The organism is Candidatus Magnetaquiglobus chichijimensis (genome assembly GCF_045865675.1).
GTDB lineage: Bacteria > Pseudomonadota > Magnetococcia > Magnetococcales > Magnetaquicoccaceae > Magnetaquiglobus > Magnetaquiglobus chichijimensis.
Genome location: NZ_BAAFGK010000004.1, coordinates 551,871 through 566,590, shown reverse-complemented (window position 1 = coordinate 566,590; position 14,720 = coordinate 551,871). Strand labels below are relative to the sequence as shown.

Annotated in this window: 12 protein-coding genes; 11 read left to right on the top strand and 1 reads right to left on the bottom strand. The window is 66.8% G+C overall.

Going from position 1 to position 14,720, the window contains the following annotated elements:
• Positions 1-36: 36 nt before the first annotated feature.
• The 6 genes from ACOY6C_RS06855 (at position 37) to ACOY6C_RS06830 (ending at position 8,218) form a co-directional block, all read left to right on the top strand.
• Positions 37-1,743: an AAA family ATPase gene (locus ACOY6C_RS06855; RefSeq protein ID WP_420904739.1), complete on the top strand. Its 1,707-nt coding sequence runs from the start codon at positions 37-39 to the stop codon at positions 1,741-1,743.
• Positions 1,740-3,398 carry a GspE/PulE family protein gene (locus tag ACOY6C_RS06850; protein ID WP_420904738.1) on the top strand — a complete coding sequence of 553 codons (1,659 nt, stop codon included), beginning with the start codon at positions 1,740-1,742 and terminating at the stop codon, positions 3,396-3,398. Before ACOY6C_RS06855 ends, ACOY6C_RS06850 begins: the two co-directional genes overlap by 4 nt.
• Before the next feature lie 183 nt (positions 3,399-3,581).
• The gene (locus ACOY6C_RS06845; protein ID WP_420904737.1) at positions 3,582-5,504 is read left to right on the top strand and encodes an ExeA family protein; all 1,923 of its coding nucleotides are present in this window, start codon (positions 3,582-3,584) and stop codon (positions 5,502-5,504) included.
• On the top strand, positions 5,486-5,896 hold the full coding sequence (locus ACOY6C_RS06840; RefSeq protein ID WP_420904736.1) for a DotD/TraH family lipoprotein: 411 nt from the start codon (positions 5,486-5,488) through the stop codon (positions 5,894-5,896). The genes ACOY6C_RS06845 and ACOY6C_RS06840 overlap by 19 nt, the downstream gene beginning before the upstream one ends.
• Entirely contained in the window at positions 5,893-7,455 is a 1,563-nt protein-coding gene (locus ACOY6C_RS06835) for a tetratricopeptide repeat protein (protein WP_420904735.1), read from the top strand. Before ACOY6C_RS06840 ends, ACOY6C_RS06835 begins: the two co-directional genes overlap by 4 nt.
• Before the next feature lie 82 nt (positions 7,456-7,537).
• Positions 7,538-8,218: a glutathione S-transferase family protein gene (locus ACOY6C_RS06830; RefSeq protein ID WP_420904734.1), complete on the top strand. Its 681-nt coding sequence runs from the start codon at positions 7,538-7,540 to the stop codon at positions 8,216-8,218.
• A gap of 77 nt (positions 8,219-8,295) precedes the next feature.
• On the opposite strand, the gene ACOY6C_RS06825 is transcribed toward ACOY6C_RS06830, so the two are convergent.
• Positions 8,296-8,655 (bottom strand): metalloregulator ArsR/SmtB family transcription factor, encoded by a 360-nt coding sequence (locus ACOY6C_RS06825; protein WP_420906094.1) that lies wholly within the window; start codon positions 8,653-8,655, stop codon positions 8,296-8,298.
• A 95-nt stretch (positions 8,656-8,750) separates the two neighbouring features.
• On the opposite strand from ACOY6C_RS06825, the gene ACOY6C_RS06820 reads away from it, so the two are divergent.
• The 5 genes from ACOY6C_RS06820 to ACOY6C_RS06800 are packed head-to-tail and all read left to right on the top strand — an operon-like array spanning position 8,751 to position 14,715.
• Complete coding sequence (locus ACOY6C_RS06820) at positions 8,751-11,480, top strand: GspE/PulE family protein (RefSeq protein ID WP_420904733.1); 2,730 nt, start codon at positions 8,751-8,753, stop codon at positions 11,478-11,480.
• On the top strand, positions 11,477-12,691 hold the full coding sequence (locus ACOY6C_RS06815) for a type II secretion system F family protein (protein ID WP_420904732.1): 1,215 nt from the start codon (positions 11,477-11,479) through the stop codon (positions 12,689-12,691). The genes ACOY6C_RS06820 and ACOY6C_RS06815 overlap by 4 nt, the downstream gene beginning before the upstream one ends.
• Positions 12,691-13,257: a hypothetical protein gene (locus ACOY6C_RS06810; protein ID WP_420904731.1), complete on the top strand. Its 567-nt coding sequence runs from the start codon at positions 12,691-12,693 to the stop codon at positions 13,255-13,257. The genes ACOY6C_RS06815 and ACOY6C_RS06810 overlap by 1 nt, the downstream gene beginning before the upstream one ends.
• Entirely contained in the window at positions 13,235-13,933 is a 699-nt protein-coding gene (locus ACOY6C_RS06805; protein WP_420904730.1) for a prepilin-type N-terminal cleavage/methylation domain-containing protein, read from the top strand. The genes ACOY6C_RS06810 and ACOY6C_RS06805 overlap by 23 nt, the downstream gene beginning before the upstream one ends.
• A complete protein-coding gene (locus tag ACOY6C_RS06800) occupies positions 13,930-14,715 on the top strand; it encodes a hypothetical protein (RefSeq protein ID WP_420904729.1) in 786 nt (261 codons plus the stop codon). Before ACOY6C_RS06805 ends, ACOY6C_RS06800 begins: the two co-directional genes overlap by 4 nt.
• Positions 14,716-14,720: the final 5 nt, after the last annotated feature.

The following is a 14,720-nucleotide window of genomic DNA, read 5'->3' as shown; positions in this document are numbered from 1 at the left end:
CCCATCCAGCCTCAGCTCGATGAGAGAGTCGAAGCCATGTATCTGCACCATTTCGGCCTGCGGGACCTCCCCTTCACCCTCACCCCCGACACCGGTCGTTTCTTTCCCGGCGGCGGACGGGAAGAGAGCCTGAAAGCCATCCTCGCCGCACTCCAGGAGGGCGAAGGGATGGTGCGTGTGGTCGGCGCCCCCGGAACCGGCAAGACCATGCTCTGCCGCATGCTCTGCGTGGGGCTGCCGCGCCACTACCGTCCGGCGCTGCTGCTCCATCCCGATCTGGGTGCCGACGCGCTGCTCACGGCGCTGCTCAAGGAGTTCCGCGTGCCGTGCGCCGAGGGGATCGAACCCTGGAACGCCCGTCAACGGCTCCTCAACCACCTGTTGATCATGCACCGCGCCGGACAACGGCCCCTGTTGATCATCGACGAGGCCCATGCCCTGCCCGCCGCCTCCCTCGAGGCGCTGCGACTGCTCGGCAATCTGGAGACCAGCCACGCCAAATTGCTCCAGATCGTCCTTTTCGCCCACGAACGGTTCGAAAATCTCAAAGACCCCAGGGAAACGCGCACCCTGCTGGAGCGGGTCATGACCCGCATCACCCTCAGGCCCTTCACCGCCGAACAGACCGCCCACTATCTGCATGCGCGCCTCATCGCCGCCGGACGGGAGGGCAACTCCCCCTTCACCCCCCTGGCGGCCCGGTTCATTCACCTGGGATCCGGCGGACGTCCCCGTCGCATCCATCGGCTCGCCCATCAGGCGTTGCGTGAGGCCTGCATGGAGGAGTCCAACCAGGTGCGTTCGATCCACGTCTGGCGCGCCATGTCCCAGGACACTCCGTTCGCGGCGCTCACGCAAGGGTATCGACCGCTGATGGCCGGGGTCTTTGCCGTCTCCCTGCTCGTGGCCGGCATCGCGCCCCGCCATCTGACCAGCCAGCCCATCGAACAGGCGGGCGTGGCGTCGCCAGCCGCGCCTCTGGCCGAGACTCCTGCCGCAACGCTTGCCGAAACACCCCCGAGCCCGCACAAGGGGCCCGAACCGATCCTGGAAACCACGGTCATCGAGTCCAGATCGATCGCCAAATCCGAACCGCGACCGGAACCATGGAACGGCCCCATCCCGAAACGGTCCGAAACCAACCCTGGCCCCAATCCGGAGATCCAGGAGCCTCCGGCTCCCCGGAATCGGCCCGCCGAGCCCCGATCGATCGCCGCGCACACCGTGCCCGAAGCCCGAACGCCCGTGAAACCGGTGGCCCGGATCACCCCGACCCAGGACGACTCCCCACGTTCGCGCCCGGTCTCGACCCACCCGACCCGTTCCGACGCCTCGGGCCATCTCCCCTATTTAAAGGAGAACGACCCCTTCGGCGAGGCGATCCTGGCTTCGCACCGCTGGCTGGAGCAGGGCAACGACCGCCATTACACCATTCAATTGATGCTGTTGACCCACGATCGGGGACTCGAACTGCTCACCGATCAGCTGGCCGCGATCCAACCGCCCCCCGGCGACCTGGATCTGAAGCTCTTTCGACTCACGAATGACACCCTGCTGGTCCATCTGAACGAATGCCCCTCCGCCGTGGCCTGCGAAGCGCTGATGAACCGTCTGCCGGTCTCCATGCGCGCCAACCATCCGAGCGTGCGCTCCCTGGCCCGCGTCAAGACCACGATCCACAAACTGGGAGTCGCCCCGTCGCAGCGGGCCGACTCCACGCCGATCCGCGATCGCCGCTCATGAGCGCCTCCATCACCCATCCGCGCCACGCGCAACCACGTCGTCTGGGGGAACTGCTCCACGACGCCTCGCTGATCAGCGCGGACCAACTGCACATCGCGTTGGCCGAACAACGCAAAACCGGCGAACTGCTCGGAAGGATCCTCACCCGGCTGGAATTCGTGCCCGAGGCGCTGCTGCGCGACCTGTTGGGCGATCTGCTCGGCGTGCCGGTGGTGGATCTGGATCAAACCGTGATCGATCCGCGCATCCTGGCCCTGGTGCCAAAAAAACTGATCGAACGCCATCATGTGCTGCCGATCCGCTGGAATCCCAAGGAGGCCATCCTCACCCTGGCCATGGCCGATCCACGCGACATGGCGGTGCTCGATGCGATTCAGGCCAACATTCACACCGAAATCAACCTCAAAAGCGTCCTCTCCGGTCCCGGCGAGATCGCGCGCGCCATCGGCAGGGCTTTCAACCCGTCGAACGCGCCCGTAGTCAATCCGCGCGTGCTGGCGGAAGATCCAATCCGCCTGATCGATGCCCTGCTGGTCGATGCCGCCCGGCAGGGAGTCACCCACATCCACATCGAGCCGGAACCGGGTCAGGTGAGCATCCGCTATCGCCACGACGGGGTGATGTCGCAACGGTGCGCCCTGCACCGCGACCACCTGCCCGCTCTGGTCGAGCGCATCCGCCATCTGGCCGGCATGGAGAGCGATCCGACCGGAACGCCCCGCCAGGGTCGCTTTCGCGCCCATCTTTCCGGGTTGGAGATCGACTGTCAGGTGACCTCCCTGGCCACCCTGCCCGACGAATCCCTGGTGCTGCGGGTGCGCAACGCCTCCCTGGCCGGCCCAACCCTGGAGTCCCTCGGACTGGCCGCGCCGACCGCCGCACAGCTCAAGCGGATGCTCGCCCGACCCACCGGTCTGACCGTGATCGCCGCCCCACCCGGCGGAGGATTGAGCACCACGTTGCACGCGCTCATGGCCTATCTCCAGGACGAGGAGCTGTCCCTGCTCTCCATCGAAGAGACCCCGGAACATCCCCACCATCCCGCGCGTCGGGTGATCGGCGGGGAGTGGCTTGCAGATCCGATCGCCGATCCCGTGGAGCTGCTCGACATGGACGCGGACATCCTGTTCCTGGATGCCGTGCGCGCGCCGGAGGCGATGCGCGCCGCGTTGCGCGCGGCCATGCGGGGCGCAAGGATCGTGGCCGGGATCCATGCCCACTCGGCTTACGGCGCGTTTCAACGACTCATCGACATGGAGATCCCCATTCGGGCGTTGATCGACAATCTGACCGGCGTGGTGGCCCAACGATTGGTCCGTCTGCTCTGTCCAGCCTGCAAGAAATCCCGCCCGCCGCTGCCCGAAGAGAAAAAAATTCTCGGACACGGCCCGGTTGAACTCCATTCGGCGCGCGGCTGCGAAACGTGCCGGCAGAGTGGCTACCAGGGCCGCGCGGCCCTGTTCGAAGCGTTGCCCGCGGATGCTCCGGTATCGCTCTGGCTCGAGGAAGGGGGCCGTCACTCGGCCTTCATCCCCTGCTTCCACGCCCACGAACTTCCCACCCTGGCCGATGACGCCTTGCGTCGGGTGCGCCAGGGCGACATCTCCCTGGAGGAGGCGGCACGGGTGGTTCATCTCGGCACCCATCCGCATTGAGCGCGCACCCATCCCGACCCAACGAAACGTTCTGCATGGCCGCGCCGAGAGAGCCGCGTATTTCACCCCGTTCACCTTTTCGTGGCCTGTTTCTTGCTTCTCTTAACCACGAATCCATCATCCCGTCATTTTTGCCAGAAATGACGATTGCGGAGCGCGTCTCACGTCGATTGGGGAAACATCATGTATCTGGATCACTTCGGATTCCACGCGCCACCATTCGCCATCACCCCGGACACGGAGCTGTTTTTTTCCGGCGGTGAACGGGGGGAGATCCTCGAAAAACTGCTCAAGGCCGTCGAGGCCGGCGAAGGGTTCGTGAAGGTGGTGGGCGAGGTAGGCAGTGGCAAAACCATGCTTTGTCGGCTCTTCTGCCGCAAGCTCCCCAAGAACGCCCACCTGGCCCTGCTGCTCAATCCCGGCATTCCGCCCGAAGAGTTGACCAGCGCCCTGATGGGAGAGTTCCGTCTGTCGCCCATGCGCGAGGAGGGTGCGGCGGCGCGTCATCAAGCGTTGTTGGAATTTTTCGTCTCCCTGGAGCGTCAGGGTAAACGGGCCGTCATCGTGGTCGAAGAGGCCCAGAGCATGCCTCCGGCCACCCTCGAGGCCCTGCGCCTGATCAGCAACCTGGAAACCGAACGGGTCAAGCTGGTCTCCATCGTCCTGTTCGGGCAACCGGAGCTGGATCGGAAACTCCAGGCGCGGGACTCCCGTCAAATTCTTGAACGGATCACCACCCAGCTGACACTGCCCAAGCTCTCCGTCGAACAGACCGAACAGTATCTGCGCGGTCGGCTGCACGCCTCGGGCTATCGCGGACCCCAGCTTTTTTCCACCGGCGCGGTGCGCGCCATCCATCGGTCGGCGCGGGGCAGTTTCCGTCAGATCAACCTGCTGGCGGAAAAATCGATCGTGCATGCCAGCCGTGGCGGCGCCCATCAGATCCAAAGCCGCCATGTCGCCCAAGGGATTTCGAGTCTCTCCGGCCACCCGAACAGCCCGGCCTGGCGTCGTCCGGCTCTGGCTGCCGGCGCCATGATCGCCCTGTTGGCCGGTGGTCTGGCCCTGCAATCCTCCTGGGGGATCAACCTTTCCCCCTACGAACGGATTCTCTCCACCCTGCAATCCGATGCCAACCAGGCCGACATCAGCCCGGTGAGCCTGCCAGTCGCTGGCCAAACCAACCAGGCCGCAACCGACTCCAAGGCCGCCATTCCAACGGATGTCAACGACTTTCGGGCGTCGAAGGGGAAAATCACGCCGGTGGCGGCCACCCCGCCCCCGAGTGTCCAGGCTCCACACGTTGCCGGCATCGCGTCGAACCCGCCGCGCTCGAGAGAACCGGTGAACGCCGAAACCGAAACGAAACGGCCAACCGCGACGCCCCCATCCACGCCGGAGAGCCATCACGCCAAAGCCACGCCGAACCTGGACGCGCCGTCAGGCGCGACGAGCCCGCCTTCCGTGCCGGGCGAGACCGGCAACACCCTCGCGAAGATCGCTCCGCCAGCCCAGGTCATGGCCAACGCCTTGACCGTGAGCTATGAACCGATCGAGATGGGCCCCACGCCGCTCACTCTGGCCAGAACCCTGCGCCTGCCCACGCCGCCCATGCCGGCCAGCATGGTCCAACCCGTGAAACCGACCTTCGCCCGCGTCGCCACCCCCACGCGCAAGGCAGAGGTTCGGGAAGTGGCGTCGTTGCCGGGCATGCAGCCCACCGATCCGATGCGCGATCGGGTGCGCGCCGCATACCGCTGGCTCGAGACGAGCCACAACACCCGACACACCATTCAGCTCGTCCAGTTGCGCAACATCGAGGGGATCGGCAAGGTGGAAAAGAGCCTGGCCGCGGCCCGGTCCGACCTGAACATGAGCGAACTGAAGATCTTCCGGCTGCGCAACCAGAAACTGCTCGTCTATCTGGGCGATTTCGACAGCGAACACGAGGCTCAGGAGGCCCTGCTGCGCCTGCCCCACGAACTGCTCACGGGCGGACCGATGGTGGTTCCCATCGAGCGGGTGAAAACCTTCGTGCGCGATCGCACCCGACCGGAAGGGTGCGCGACGGGTCAGGAGGGTCGTCCGTGCGCCCCCGCCGCCTGACACCGCGCCACACGGCTGTCGCGCTCCTTGGCGCCGCGCTCGGCTGCCTCGCGGTCGCCCCGGCAAGCGCGGAGGATGGTTCGATCCCGCCCCTGGTGATCAACACCCCCTTCGCGCCCCCGGAGACCACGGCCATGACGCGCGCCACCTTCTCGCTGGTGGCCAGCAACATCCCGGTGGATGAGTTGCTGCCCTCCCTGGCTCGCAAGGCCGGCCTGAACATCGACATGGCCCCCGGCGTGCAGGGCACGGTGAATCTCAATCTCACCAACCGGCCCCTGTCCGAAATCCTCGATCAGATCGCGGCGCAAACCGGCATCCGTCCCCAGATTCGCGATGGACACACCCTGACGATCCTCCCCAAATCCCGCAGCGAGCAGGCCCGGCGATGAGTCTGCTCCTCGACACCCTGGATCATGCCAGTCTGCCCGCGCCCCCGCCGATCGCGTCTCTGGCGTTGAGCGGCGAGGCGTGCGCGGGGGTGCCAGGGGCGTCCGTCGAGGAAGCGGAATTCCCGGAACGGTTCTTGTCCAGCGATCTCTATCTCATGCCGGTCGGCTGGCTGCAAAGCAACCTCCGGGTCGCCCCGATCCCGCCGCACGCATGGCCGGAGACATTCGCCAACACCCCCACCCACGAGCCGATCCGTCTCTCTCACGCCACGGGCGGACGGGGTTATGTACTGCACGGGATTCTGCTCGCTTCGCTGCTGATGGCCTCGACCATCACCGACGAGCCGCAAACCGGACTCCACGCCAAGACCTCGGGCCAGGGCCATCCGGAAGCGCGCGCCGCCCTGACCACGGCCTGTTTCACCACGCCGGGCACCACCGCCGCGCCCCAGTCGCACCGACCGGTATCGGCGCCCACCACGACCACGGCCCGTTTTCCGGATCCGGAACGGTTCTTTGCCGATCGGCGTGGCGATTCGATGACGCCGCCCGTCGTCCCGACCCAGACCACCGCGGCCACCCGTCCGCCCGTCGTCCCGACCCAGACCACCGCGGCCACCCGTCCGCCCGTCGTCCCGACCCAGACCACCGCGGCCACCCGTCCGCCCGTCGTCCCGACCCAGACCACCGCGGCCACCCGTCCGCCCGTCGTCCCGACCCAGACCACCGCGGCCACCCGTCCGCCCGTCGTCCCGACCCAGACCGCGGCCACGTCGCATCCAGCGGAGATCCCGGCCACGGCCAGCGCGCGCATTCCCAAATCCCTGCCCGTGCTCTCCCGGATGCCGGAGATCGGAGAGCGTGGACCGTTCACCGCGGCCTCGCTCCACGCCAGAGAGCGCATCGAGGAGCAGACCCCGAGTCATGAATGGACCCGCTCCCCGGCGCGTCCGGCCCGTTATCTGTTCCTTTCCAACCAGCCCACCCCCTTGAACCAGGCCCGCGTGGCCCTCAACAAGGGAGAGAACGCCAAAGCCAGGCGACTTTACGAGAGTGTGTTGCGTCAGGAACCGGGCAACCCGTCGGCCCTGGCCGGACTGGCGGCGCTGGCCATGCGCGAGCAGCGCGAGGATCGGGCGCGTCAACTCTATCGGGAACTGGCCCGTCTGCAACCCGACTCGCCGATCGCCATGGCCGGGCTTAATGCCCTGGACCGCTCCAGCGATCCCGAAACCCTGGAGAGCCGCCTGCGCGCCCTGCCCGCCGAATCGCCGGACATTCAACCGCTTCAGTTCGTGCTCGGCACCCGCCTGGCCGCCCGCGACCACTGGCCCGCGGCCCGCGATGCCTTTCGCGCCGCGTTGCGCTTCGACGCCGACAACCCCGATCTGCACCACAACCTGGCGGTCGCCCTCGAACACACCGGCGCCCGTCAGGATGCCCTGACCCACTATCGCGAGGCGTTGCGCGCCCGCGCCCACCGTGGCTGGGCCGGATTCGACCCCAACCGGATCCAACGCCGCATCTTCACGCTGCAAACTTCCTTCCCTGACGCCTGATCCTTGGTTACTCTTTAAAGGCTTGGTGATTCCGTCCATGGAATCACCCAACACGCCCCTTGCGCCACATATCAGGATCGCCATGGATATCGAACTGTTCGTCAATGATCTCTGTCCCTACTGCCAACGGGTGGTGATCACCGCCCGCCACCTGAACATCGCCCATCGGGCCACGCCGATCAATCTGGCCAGCCGTCCGGCCTGGTTGTCCGAGGTGTCGCCCCAATCCACCGTGCCGGCATTGCGCGCCGACGGCGTGGCGATCTTCGATTCGTCCGTGATCAACGAACTCTTCAACGACCTGGCCCAGGGGGGCATGCTGCCCGCCGATCCGGTTGACAAGGGGGTGTGTCGCGCCTGGATCAACCACTCCGGCCAATGTCAGTCGCTCTTCACCCAATGCTGCCTGGCCCAGGACGCCGCCGCCTTCGAGATCGCCCGCAAGGGACTGATCGACACCCTGAACGCCTTCGAGCAGGGGCCTTTGCAACGGGGCGCCCGAGGATTCGACGGCGCGGATCTCTCCCTGGTGGACGTGGCCATGGCCCCGCTTTTCACCCGCATCGCCCACCTCGAGGGACAGGTGACGCTCTGGCCCGAAACAGGACTGGAACGGGTGCGCGCCTGGTCGGATCGGTTGCGCGAAAAGGCGGTGGTGCGGGAGTCGGTTCCCGAAAAGTTCGCGCCGATGTTTCGGATGTTCTTGAAAAACCGGGCGGCGGGCGGCCATGTGGCCACCCGGATGAACGTGGGTGCCGACTGACGCCAAGATGGGGCGTTGACGCCAAGATGAGGCGTTGACGTCGGTTGACAAGACGAAAAGAACGAGGTTCCGGGTACTCAGATGGTGAATGGCGCAGAGCAGCGGTTCGGACGATCCGGCATTTCGCACAGACGGGCGTGATCGGCCTCATGGCGTTCCGACCCTCGCAACCCTTCGTCCAGGGCGCGCAACAGCGCCAGCGCCCAGGCGGGAAGTTCCGGATGCAACCGATAATAAACCCACTGGCCGGCGCGCCGGTCGAGCACCAGATGGTGTTCGCGCAAGGTGGCCAGATGTCGGGAGATCTTCGGCTGCACCTCGGAGAGGGCATGGCCGAATTCACAGACACACAGTTCGTTCTCGCGCAACAACAAATGCACGCAGCGCAGGCGGGTCTCATCGACCAGACATTTCAACAGCCGTTCAGGAGTGATCACCACGCACCTCCAGGGTCAAAAAAATCCATCATTCCCATGCAACCCGGCATTTGTCAATGGATCGGCGCGCACGCACCAGGAGTCCATCCGCAGGCATGATTTCCAGCCTCTCCCTTCGGTCACGCCTTGAAAGGCGACCGGTCAAGAATCATCTGACGCTGATCATCCAGGATCGGACGGTGCTCGTGGTGCATGTCGATGCGACGCGTCGCCCCCAGGTCACCCCGTTTGCCAACAGCGCGGAAGGGGTGGCCAGTTGCGCCGCGCGACTCGATGCGTTGGCGCCGCGTCTGCCGGTCCATCTGCTCCTCGACATCCAGGGAGAGGAGGCGCATCCGGAGTCGATCCCCGCCTTGTGGGGGCGCAACCGCCGCGAACTGATCGCCCGCCGCCTGGAGCGGCGCTTTCGCGCCACGCCGTTTCGCGCCGCCGAATCCCAGGGCAAACACAACGATGGCAACGAACGGCTGTTGCTGCGCGGCATCACCGAACCCGGACGGGTGCAACCCTGGCTGGATCTGCTGCGCGATCGGGACCGCCCGGTGGCCGGGATCTGGTCCGTGCCGCTGCTCACCCCCCTGCTGCGGACCGCTCTGGCCCCGGAGTCCGACGCCTGGAGCGCCCTGATCACCTTCCACCCCGATGGACACCGGCAGACCCTCTTCCATCAGGGAGAACCGCTCTCCAGCCGTCTGATCGCCGGTCGCTCCGAGGCCGGCGGCGAAACCCTCGACCTGGCGCTCGCCGAGATCGACCGGACGCGGCTCTATCTGGCCAGCCTGCGTCGCATGCCCAACGCACAATCGGGCCAGGTACTCATCCTCGCCCCGGATGGCGGGCTGCCCGCGCTCCAGGCCGCGATGGCCCAACGTACCCATCCGTGCGCCACCTGTCAAACCATCCCCCTGGGCGTCACCGCCCGCGACCTGGGATTCACCCCCACCGGCACCCAAGACGACACCAACCTGCTGTTCATGTTCCTGCTGCTCGGGCGACGGCGCCCCCCGAGCGGTTATTCCCTGCCCGAACCCCTCTCCTGGCGCGCGCGCCTGACGGCCAGGTTTCGTCCGCGCGCGCATGATCCGGAACCGCTCCCGGTGGTCCAGGGCGCGCCCAGACTGGGGGATCTGCTTGTCACCCGCGGGGTGATCAGCGCCGACCAGCTGGCCATCGCCCTCGACGAACAACAACGCCAACCCCAACCCCTCGGCAAGATCGTGGTGGCGCTCGGATTCGTTCCGGAACGCACCCTGCGCGATCTGCTCGGCGATCTGTGGCGCCAGGAGAGCATCGACCTGGATCCGGATCTGCTCGACCCCGCCGCCGCGCAAATTCTCCCCGCTGCCCTGGCCAAACGGCATCGGGTGGCGCCGATCTCCTGGAGTCCGGCGGAACACCATCTGGTGGTCGCCATGGCCAACACCCTGGAGATGACCACCTACGACAAAATCCGCGCGCAACTCCCGCCTGGCGCCACACTGACCTGCAAACTCGCCACGGAATCCGCCATCCACGCGGCCATCGATACCCTCTACGGGGTGGAACTTTCGGTGGATGGGATCCTGCATGAGATCGAAAGCGGCGAGGTGGACGCCGAAAGTCTGGAACCCCACGCCGGGGAGTTCGCCCATCCTCTGATCCGCCTGGTCGATGCCCTGCTGCTCGATGCCATCCGTCACGACGCCTCGGATCTCCATTTCAGCCCCATGGACGGCTTCATGCGGATCCGCTACCGCATCGACGGCGTGCTGCGCGAGGTGCGTTCCCTCCCGCGCAAGTTCCAGGCCGGCATCACGGTGCGCCTGAAGGTGATGAGCGGCATGGACATCGCCGAAACCCGCCTGCCGCAGGATGGTCACTTCTCGCGCACCATCGCCGGTCGCGCCATCGATTTCCGCGTCTCCACCCAACCGACCCTGTTCGGCGAAAACCTCGTGCTGCGCGTCCTGGACCGTAGCCGGGGCCAACTCAGCCTCGATGCCCTGGGGCTTTCGGCCCACAACCGCGCGGCCATCGACCGGATGATGGCCCAGCCCGAAGGGATCATCCTGGTCACCGGTCCCACCGGCAGTGGCAAGACCACCACCCTCTATTCGATGATCGCCACCCTGGACGCCTCGGCGCGCAACATCATGACCCAGGAGGATCCGGTGGAGTATCCCATGCCGTCGATCCTGCAAACCCAGGTCAACGAGGGGATCCAGCTCGATTTCGCCACCGGGGTGCGTTCCATCCTGCGTCAGGATCCGGACATCATCCTGGTGGGCGAAATCCGCGATCCCGATACCGCGCGCATGGCCCTGCGCGCCGCCATGACCGGTCATCAGGTCTACAGCACCCTGCACACCAACTCGGCCCTGGGGGCCATGCCGCGCCTGCTCGACATGGGGGTGGAGCCCCATGCCTTGACCGGCAACATCATCGGCGTGCTGGCGCAACGGCTGCTGCGCCGGCTCTGTCCGCGCTGCAAGAGTCCCCATCCCCTCGATGCCGCAGCGTGCCGGCTGCTGGGGGTGGACGAGGCGACCCCTCCCATGGTCTTCCGGGCCATCGGCTGTCCGGCCTGCGGACAGAGCGGCTACAAGGGACGGATGTGCGTGATGGAGGCCCTGATCGTGGACGAGACGATAAACGATCTGATCGCGCGGCGCGCCCATCCGGGGGAGTTCCGGGTCGCGGCGCGGGAGCGGGGGTTCGTGCCGCTGCACGCGGATGGCGCGCGGCGGGTGATCGATGGCGAAACCAGCCTCGAGGAGTTGACGCGCGTGCTGGGCATGCAGGGATGGGAAGAGCGCGCCCCATCCTCTGGATCGGATGCGCCATGATCCGCTATCGCTACCGGGCCACGGACGAGGGTGGCGCCATCCACGCCGGGGAGTTGACCGCCACCAGTCCGGACGATCTGGAGGCGCGTCTGGCCCGGATCGGGCTGATGCTGATCCGTCACCAGAGTCTGAACGAGGGTGGCGGAATGAATCGGCTCTTCTGGCGACGCGAGGTGTCGCGGCGCGGGCTGTTGCTGTTCTGTCTGCACCTTGAGCAGGTGTTGCGCGCCGGGGTGCCGCTTTTGACCGGCCTGGGCGATTTTCGCGACCATGTGGCCGACCGGCGCATGCGGGTCATCACGGCGGCCCTGATCGAGGATCTGCACGGCGGGGCGACCCTTTCCGAGGCGCTCGAACACCATCCCCGCGCCTTCGATCCGTTGTTCGTGCGCCTGGTCCACATGGGAGAGCGCACCGGTCAACTGCCCACCCTGCTGCAATCCCTGGCCGAAACCCTCAAATGGGAGGACGAACGCCACACCCGGTTGCGACGCATGCTGATCCATCCGGCCATCGTGGGCACGGCCATCGGCGGGTTGATCCTGTTCCTGATGCTCTTTCTGGTCCCCAAACTGCTGGAACTGATCGCCTCCCTGAACGAAACCCCACCCTGGCACACCCGCGCCCTGATCGCCATGGCCGGCTTTGTCGGCGACTGGTGGCCGCTGTTGCCGGTGCTGCCGGTGTTGCTTCTGATCGGTCTGCGCATGGCGCGCGTGACGAGTCCGACCCTGCGCGGAAGGGTGGATGCGGCGCTGTTCTCGCTCCATGTGATCGGCCCCCTGATCAAGAAAACCATCCAGGCCCGGCTGGCCCACGCCCTGGCCCTGTTGCTGGAAGCCGGCATCCCCCTGCCCGAGGCGTTGACCCTGTGTGGTGGACTGACCGACCGGCAACCGCTGCGCGATGCGCTGGAGGCCACCCGGAATCATCTTCTGAACGGCGAGCGGATCGCCGACGCCTTTGCCAACGCCCGGCTCTTTCCGCCCATCCTGGAGAACATGATCCGCGCCGGCGAGGCGAGCGGCGCGCCGGCCAAGGGATTCCGGCACATCGGCTACTTTCTCGACCGGGAGATCCAGGAGGGGATCGGTCGGCTGGAACAGCTGACCGAACCGCTTCTGACCTTGATTCTGGGCGGGATGATGGGATGGGTGATCCTGTCGGTGCTCGGGCCGCTCTACGATCTCATCGCCCGGATGGGTTCCTGATGGAAAAGGACCGCATCCACCCCTTGCCACCCCGTCCGACCCACACCGGCTCCCGACACGGAGAGCGCGGGGCGGTACTGCTGATCTGGCTGGCGTTTTTTCTGGTGGTAGGTCTGGGGTGGATCATCGACGCGCTGCTGCTGGAGTCCGACCAGATCCGCGCGGAACGACGCACCGCCCGATCGCTGGCCAGGGCCAGCCAGACCCTGATCGCCTGGGGGATCGTCGCCGCTTCGGAGCCTGGGCGCCCCGGCACGCTGCCGTGTCCGTTACCCGAGCGTGCGGGCGACTACCGCCAGACGGGGGACGCCCCCGCCGCGTGCCCGAACCCCGGCCAGGATGCCACCGGTCTGCTGCCCTGGCGAACCTTGCGACTGCCCCCCCTGTTCGATGGCCAGCAAAACCCGATCGGCTACACCCTGGTCGCCGCCTTCAGGCCCGACAACCAGGCCGGACCCGGAACGGATTGCGCGCGTCACCCGGTGGCCGCCCGACTGCATGCCGCCACCCGACCCCATGCCCCCCCTCTGGAGATCCCTTGCGATGCCCTGCGCGCCAGACCGTGAATGGTTCGAGGGATACGCCGGCCACTCGGCGCCCCCATCCCGCCAGTCGGGATTCTCCCTCGTGGAACTGGCCGTGGTGCTGGCGATCGTATCTCTTCTGATCGGCGGCGGACTCACCGCCCTCACCCCGCTCCGGGACGCCCAACAGAAACAAAAAGCCCAACTGGCCCTGGAAAAGATCCACGATGCCTTGATCGGCCACGTCATCCGCCATGGTCGCCTGCCCTGCCCGGACGCGCCAGCCGCCGCACCGGAAAACGTCGGGGTCCGGGAGGAGGGACTGGGCCTGGAGGAGTCCCCCGGTCACTGCCGCCACCGGCACGGGCTGCTGCCCTGGCGCGCCCTCGGCGTACCGCCGCGCGATCCGTGGGGCCAGCCGTTCCGCTATCACCTGTCTCCCGCCTGGCACGCGCCGATCACCTGCCAGACTCCAGGCGATCTCACCGTGCGCCTGGACCACGACGCCGGCCCGATCCTGGCCGATGACCTGCCGGTGGTGGTGGTCGCGGCGGGCAAGGAGGGGTGGCCGCCCCATCAACCCGCCACCCAGCCGGTTACGCTGGTGATGCGCAAGGGGGGCATCGGTCAGATGGTCTACCCCTCGCCGCTGCTGCTCAAGGCCAGGCTGCTCGAGGCCGGGCACCCGATCCTCTGCCGGGAACCACGCGCGCCATGAGTCCCCCCACGCCCCGCGCCACGCTGGCCATCCTGGCCATGGCCACCTGTCGCATGGCCTGGCGGGAGCGCTGGCACCTCGGACTGATGGGACTTCTGGTGACCGGCTGGCTGCTCGCCCTGCTCGCCGAACCGATCGCCCTCACCGAAACAGGCCACACCAGCGCCATCCTGGCCGGCTTCTGGCTCCGTCTGGCCAGCCTGTTCGAAATGGCCCTGCTGGTGATCCTCACCATCAGCCGCGAACGACAACAACGGCTTCTGGAATGTCTGCTGGCGCTGCCGCTCCCGCGCGCGACGCTGTTCTGGGGACGGCTGCTCGGCTTTCATCTGCTCGCGCTCGGCGTGGCCGCCCTGTGCGGTCTGCTCATGCTCCCGCTGCTCCCCGGACCGGTGACCCTGGCCTGGAGCCTCACCCTGGCCTGCGAACTGCTGATCCTCGCCACCCTCGCCCTGCTCCTGGCCCTGGCCATCCGCCAACCCACCCTGGCCATGACCGGCACCGCCGGTTTTTATCTCCTGGCCCGCCTGCTGCCCGCCATCCGGCTCATGGCCGATGAGCCGGGCCATGAACTGCCGGGGTGGAGCGGTCACATCCTGGATGGAACGCTGACCGGACTCGCCTGGCTGCTGCCCGATCTGGAACGGTTCACCGTCTCCCATTGGCTGGCTTACGGTCACGTAACCTGGGAGAGTTTCGGCCCCATGCTGGTCGAAACCGCGCTCCAGGTGCTGTTGTGGAGCGCCATCGGGCTGATCGATCTGGCCCGCAAGCCGTTTTGACCGCC